General features: G+C 73.7%; 5 protein-coding genes. 4 read left to right on the forward strand and 1 reads right to left on the reverse strand.

All coding sequences use genetic code 11. The features are described from left to right. Positions 1-269 precede the first annotated feature (269 nt). Entirely contained in the window at positions 270-1,229 is a 960-nt protein-coding gene (locus CCN39_RS46465; RefSeq protein WP_086853442.1) for a hypothetical protein, read from the reverse strand. Positions 1,230-1,430: 201 nt separating this feature from the next. Between CCN39_RS46465 and CCN39_RS46470 the strand changes: the two genes are divergently transcribed. The 4 genes from CCN39_RS46470 (at position 1,431) to CCN39_RS46485 (ending at position 5,885) form a co-directional block, all read left to right on the forward strand. Continuing rightward, entirely contained in the window at positions 1,431-2,402 is a 972-nt protein-coding gene (locus CCN39_RS46470; protein ID WP_086853445.1) for a hypothetical protein, read from the forward strand. Between the two features lie 33 nt (positions 2,403-2,435). Then, positions 2,436-3,236, forward strand: coding sequence for a metalloregulator ArsR/SmtB family transcription factor (locus tag CCN39_RS46475; RefSeq protein WP_086853447.1), 801 nt, complete (start codon positions 2,436-2,438; stop codon positions 3,234-3,236). Then, entirely contained in the window at positions 3,233-3,832 is a 600-nt protein-coding gene (locus tag CCN39_RS46480) for a dihydrofolate reductase family protein (protein ID WP_086853449.1), read from the forward strand. Before CCN39_RS46475 ends, CCN39_RS46480 begins: the two co-directional genes overlap by 4 nt. Positions 3,833-3,962: 130 nt before the next feature. Continuing rightward, on the forward strand, positions 3,963-5,885 hold the full coding sequence (locus CCN39_RS46485; protein WP_086853451.1) for a multicopper oxidase family protein: 1,923 nt from the start codon (positions 3,963-3,965) through the stop codon (positions 5,883-5,885). The last annotated feature ends 170 nt before the right edge of the window (positions 5,886-6,055 follow it).

A 6,055-nucleotide genomic window follows, 5' to 3' on the forward strand; every position in this document is an offset into this window, starting at 1 on the left:
TGGAGGCCACTTCGGGGCGCTGGCCGGTGCGCGGGGTCGCTGTGCGGCGGGGTGCTCAGCGCGGCGGCGGTTGCTTTGGGGCGCTGGCCGGTGCGCTGCGCGGCGGGGGTGCTCGGCGCGGCGGTGCTGCCTGATGCGCGGGTCGGTGCCCCAGCCGGGGCGCTCGCCGTACCGGGGTCACTTCGGGGCGCGGCTTGGTGCGCGGGGTCGCTCAGCGCGCCGGAGGTCATCTCGATGCGGCCCGCGAGATCGCTGTCCGGCCGGGGCGGTCAGCGGTCCAGGATCGCCAAGACCGTCGCCACGATCGCCTCCATCCGGTCCTCGTCCGCCAAAGCCGTCGCCAGCCAGTCGTCGTGGGCCGAACCCTCCGGGGCGTGTTCGCCGAACACCGTCCTCACCACCGTGGTCACCGCCGGCGCCGCCGCCTCGCCTCGGTCCAGCCGGCGCTCGATCGCCCGCAGCGCCTGCTCGGCCAGGCCCGCGAGCCGCACGTCCGCCAGCTCGTGCGCGGCGACCAGTTCCAGCGCCGGGAGCTCCGACGGCATCGGTGCGACCGGGGCCTGCTTGTGCCCCAGCGGCCGCTCCACGTGCTCCGCGTACCAAGCCGGGCGGGTGCGCATCGCGGCCAGGACCCGGTCCACCTCGCGGTCGAGCGTGTCGCGGCCGGGCGGGGGCTCGCCCGTCACCTCCGCCCGCCGGGCCGCCCAGCCGTCCAGGGGCCACAGCTCCGCTCCCGCCGTGGCCGGGACGCCCACCCAGACCAGGATCTGCACCGCCAGTTCGCACAGCCACGGATCACCGCCGAGGGCGCCGGCCAGCCAGGCCGGGAGGCGGGGCCGTTGCAGTGCCCCGATTTCGCCGCGGCGGCGCCGGTGCGCGTCGACCGTGGCCGGGGTGAGGCGGGTGGCCAGCCAGCCCTCGAGGTTGTCGATCGGGTCCGTCGCGCGCCGCAGGGCGTGGTCCACCACCGCCTCGACGTCGTCGTGGAACCGGTCGAGGCAGTCGGGCCGCAGCCACGCGAGGCCGCGGGCGCAGTCCGCGTGGCGGCGCCGATGCTCCAGCGGCTTGGTGATCCGCGTGAAGACCAGCGGCCACGCCACCGTGTAGACCCCGCCGCGCAAGCGGGCCAGTGCGCGGGGCCGCGCGTCCGCCGCCGAGCCGGCGAGCAGGCCGTCGCGGGCCAGCCGCCGGACGCCGGCGACGTCGGCCGGGCCGGTAGTGTCGAGCACCCTTCCTCCCCGATGCCGACGCCGGAAGTCGACGGGAAAATGGTCGGGCAGCCGCGGATGCGGAAAAGGCCACGGGCGGGCCGAAATCGCGGGGAACTGGCCATGGCCTGGCCACCGCGGAATCACCTGATCGGCGCAGCCGGTGCCGCCGATCGCCGCGAAGTGCCCGTGCCGCAGGGCCCGTGTCACAATGGAAATCCCATGGCACACGAGGACGGGCTGCTCCGGGAACTCACCACGTTGCGGCGCGGCTGGGGATTGGAAGCCGACCGGCTGCGCAGCCGGCTCGGGCCGCTCGTTTCCGGCTGGTGCGAAATCCACCGGACGACGAGCGACCGTGATGCGCGCCGCGTTCTGCGCGAAGCGATTTCGGCCGCGATCGCGGAATTCCCGGACGACGACAGGCTGGCGGTGAACGTGGCGCTGGGCATCGCCCCCGGCGCCCAGCACGCCCTGCTGAGCGACCGGATCGGCGTCCTCGCGGATCAGCTGCGCGTCTCGGAACGCACGGCCCGGCGCCGCGTCGACCGGTCCTTCGCCCGGCTCGCCGCGGAGATCGAAGCCGGCGCGCGGCCGGGCAACGGTGTGCCCGACCCGGACGAAGGCTGGTTCGTCAAGCGGCTCAAGGTGCTCGTCCGGCTCGACCTCGGCGAGCCGGAGGTGACCGAGGAACGGCTGATCGTGGCCACCCGCAACCGCCTCGCCCGGATCTCCGCGCAGTTCACCGTGCCGCGCACCGAAGACGGCCGCGACGGCGAGCGCGACGTCGCCGCGGACGCCCGGCACGGCGTCCGGATCAGCGGCGCCACCCGGGACGGCCAGCGGCACTTCCGCTGGCTGCTCGACCTGCCGCGCGCCCTGGACCGGGGCGACAGCCACACGTACTCGCTGGTCTACCGCATCCGGGACGGCCTGCCGATCCGGCCGTCGTACGTGTTCGTGCCGCTGGTGACGTGTGAGTCGTTCGAGGTCCGCGTCCGCTTCGATCCGCGGCAGCCGCCGCGGGTGGTGTGGCGGCTGGACCGCGTCCCGCCGTCGGTGCTCGCCGATCCGCCCCAGCCGGGCGAGCCGCTGCCCCTGGACGGCGCCTGCGAGGTGGCGCAGGAGTTCGCCGCGCCGCAGCTGGGGTACGCCTACGGGCTGCGCTGGCTGCCAGGCCGAGATATTCCTTGACATGAATATTCTCTCATGTGAATACTCGGTCCCATGGACCGGATCGCCGCAGCACTGGGAGACGCCGCCCGGTGGCGCATCGTCGAACTCCTCGCCGAGCGGCCGCGCTCGGTGGGCGAGCTGGCCGAGCTGACCGGGCTGCGGCAGCCGCAGACCACCAAGCACCTCCAGACCCTCGCCCGCGCCGGCCTGGTCACCGTCTTCCCGCTCGGCCAGCGGCGCGTCCACACCCTCGAATCCGAGCCCCTGAAAGCGTTCGCGGGGCGGCTGCGGGAGCTGGCCGACGCGACCGAGGCGCACGCGGACGAGCGGGAAGCCGTGGCGCGGTACCGCGCGACCATCGAGGCGGACGCGGCGGCCGCGGACCGGGACCGGTGGGCGGACGGGCGCACGTTCGCGTTCGACCGCCTGCTGCCCGCGCCGGCCGCCGACGTCTGGCGGCACTGGACGGACGCGGACCTGCTGGCGTCCTGGTGGGTTCCGCCGTCGATGACGGTCACCGCCTGCACCCTCGAGCCGCGGCCGGGCGGCCGGGTCGTGCTCGGCTACCGCGACGCCGACGGCGAGTACCACGCGGAGGGCCGGGTGCGGGTCGCGGACGAGCCCGGCCGCCTCGGGTTCGACCTCGCGGTGACCGGTCCCGCCTCCTTCACCGGCCACTACGACCTCGAGCTCCACCCGGACCCGGCCGGCACCCGGCTGCGGCTGGGCCTGCGCATCACCGCCACGACGGTCGACGCCGTCCCGTTCATCGCCGGCATCGAAACCGGCTGGGGCCAGGTGCTCGACCACCTCACCGAAGTGCTCTCCGACCGAAAGGACCGAACACCGTGACCGAGCCGACCGGCCGCCGGGTGACCGCGAACCTCAGCCTCACCCTCGACGGGCGCTACCACGGCCCCGCCGGGCCTGCCGACATGGGCGCGATCCTCCCGTACGCCACCACCGAAGCCGCGCGGCGCCACCTCGGCCGCATCTGGGAGAACGCGACGACGGCGGTCCTCGGCCGCCGCAACGCGGAGGGGTTCCTCGGGTTCTGGCCCACCGTCGCCGCCGACGAGAACGCCGACCCGCGGGATCGCGGCTACGCGAAATGGCTTGTGGACGCCGAAAAGGTCGTCTTCTCCAGCACGCTGGCCGAAGCTCCCTGGGAGCGCACCCGCCTGGTGAACGCGCCGGCCGCGGATGTCGTCGCCGAACTGAAGGCTGCCGACGGCGGCGCCATCCTCGTCAACAGCAGCGCGAGCGTCATCAAACCGCTGCTCGCGGCGGACCTGCTCGACCGGCTGTACCTCATGGTCTGCCCGGAGATCGCGGGTGGCGGGCCCCGGCTGTTCGACGACGGCCTGCCGGCGTCGCGGTGGCGGCTCACCCACCACGAAACCGGTGAGCTGGGGGAGACGGCGGTGGTCTACGACCGGGTGCGCTGACCGCCGCGGCCGAGGAATACCAAGTGAGGGGATGTCCGGCCGGGTGCCGTCTGGCTAACGTTCCCGAGCCGCCGGCCCGCTGGACGCCGTGCGGATCACCGGTATCCACCTCGTGCCCGGAGGGTTCCGCATGGCCGAAGCAGATTCCGTCGACCGGCGCACCTTCCTCGCCGCCGCGGGCGTCGTGGCGGGTGCGAGCCTGCTGGGCCCCAGTGCGCCGCGGACGGCGTCGGCGGCCACCGCGCCGCCGGGACCGGCCGCGGCTCCGCACTTCGGGCTCACCAAGTTCCTCGACCCGCTGCGGATCCCGCCGGTGATCCGGGCGCATTCGCGGCAGTACCGGGGCGAGCTCACGATCACGATGACCACCGCGCGGACGCGGCTGCACTCGCAGCTGCCGGAGACCGCACTGTGGACGTACGAAGGCCACTTCCCCGGCCCGACCGTCGAAGTGCGCAGCGGGCAACGGCTTCGCGTCGCGTGGGCCAACGAGCTCCGGGGCACGGTCCCGCTGGTGGCGGTGCGGGCGCCGTACGCGGTGCCGACGCCGGCGAACCGGCCCGGCTACCGGGCCGCGGACGGCAGCCTGCCCGCCGGGGTGGAGCTGATCGAGGGTGTCGCCGAGCTGCCGCCGTGGAACGTCGTGCACCTGCACGGCGCGGTGACGAACGCCGGCAACGACGGCTGGGCGCACAACGGGATTTCGCCGGGGCACACGCAGCTGACCGAGTACCCGAACCGCCAGCCCGCCAGCGCGCTCTGGTACCACGACCACGCGATGGCCGTGACGCGCTTCAACGTCCACTCCGGACTCGCGGGCCTGTACCTGATCCGCGACGACGAGGAGGACCGGCTGCGCCTTCCCGGTGGTGACCACGAAATCCCGCTGGTCCTCGCCGACCGCAACTTCGACACCGACCCGGCGACCGGCGCGCTCACCGGCCGGCTGCTGTTCAAGTTCCAGTACCTGCCCGCGTCCGGCACGACGGCACCGGTCACCGGCCCGTTCACGCTCGTCAACGGCGGCATCTGGCCGCACCTGGACGTCGACGCGCGCTGGTACCGCTTCCGCGTGCTGAACATGGCGAACGGCCGGTTCTTCCGCCTGGACCTGGTCGACGAGGCGGGTGTCGTGCACAACGACGCGGTCCGCATCGCCGGCACGGACGCGGGTCTGCTGCCCGCGCCGGCGGCGGTGCCGGCGGGTGGGCTGACCCTCACCCCGGCCGAGCGCGCCGATCTGCTGATCGACTTCAGCCGCTTCCCGGGGCAGCGCCTGCGGCTGGTCAACACGGGGGCGTCGATCGAGCCGGACATCATGGAGTTCCGCGTCGAGAGCCGCCGTCGTCCGGAGCCGTTCCGGCTGCCGGCCAGGCTGTCTCCGTCGTACGTCCGGCTGGCGGGCGTGCCGGAGGACCACGACGAGGTGTTCGTGGCGACGACTCCGCCCGGGGTGGCGGGCCGGGCGCACCCGGAAATGTGGGAGCTGCAGGAGATCACCGATCCGGCCGGGCTGCCGGCGAGCTTCCCGGCGGAGGGTGTGCTCCAGCTGACCGATCCGGCGACGGGGCGGGTGCGGACGTTCCGCAAGGTGGCCGGCCTGTTCGACGACACGACGACGATCTTCGTCGACCGCGGCCGGTGGGTGGTGTGGAACCTGATCCAGCTCGGCGGTGCGCCGCACCCGATGCACATCCACATGGCGCGTTTCCAGATGCTGAGCAGGCACAAGTTCGCCGACCTGACGGCATTCGACGTCGCGGCGGGCGGAACGGCCCGGCCGTTGCCGGTCCCGGCGGCCGGCCCGGCGATCGAGAAGCACGAGGAGGGCTGGAAGGACACGTTCAACCTGTGGGCGGGGGAGTGGATCCGGGTCGCCGGCCGGTTCGAAGAGGTGACCGGCGAGTTCATGTACCACTGCCACATCCTCGATCACGAGGACGAGGGCATGATGCGCCCGTTCGTGGTCCACCCACCGGAGATCAGCCGCTTCCACATGCACGCGGGAAGCCCGAGCCGCCACCCGGGCATGCCAGGCCACGGAGGCCACTAGCCACCAAGCCGGAAGCCGGAAGCCGGGAGCGCTGCTTCCCACCGCACAACGTTTCGCCTGAGAACGAATGGTGCCAAGGCCCAGAACCGGCGCGCACGAACGGAGGTGACCACACCCGGGGCCCGAACCGGAGCGTACGAACGAAGGCAACCACGACGGGGGTCCGGGGG

The sequence above is a fragment of the Amycolatopsis kentuckyensis genome, assembly GCF_002155975.1.
Lineage (GTDB): Bacteria > Actinomycetota > Actinomycetes > Mycobacteriales > Pseudonocardiaceae > Amycolatopsis > Amycolatopsis kentuckyensis.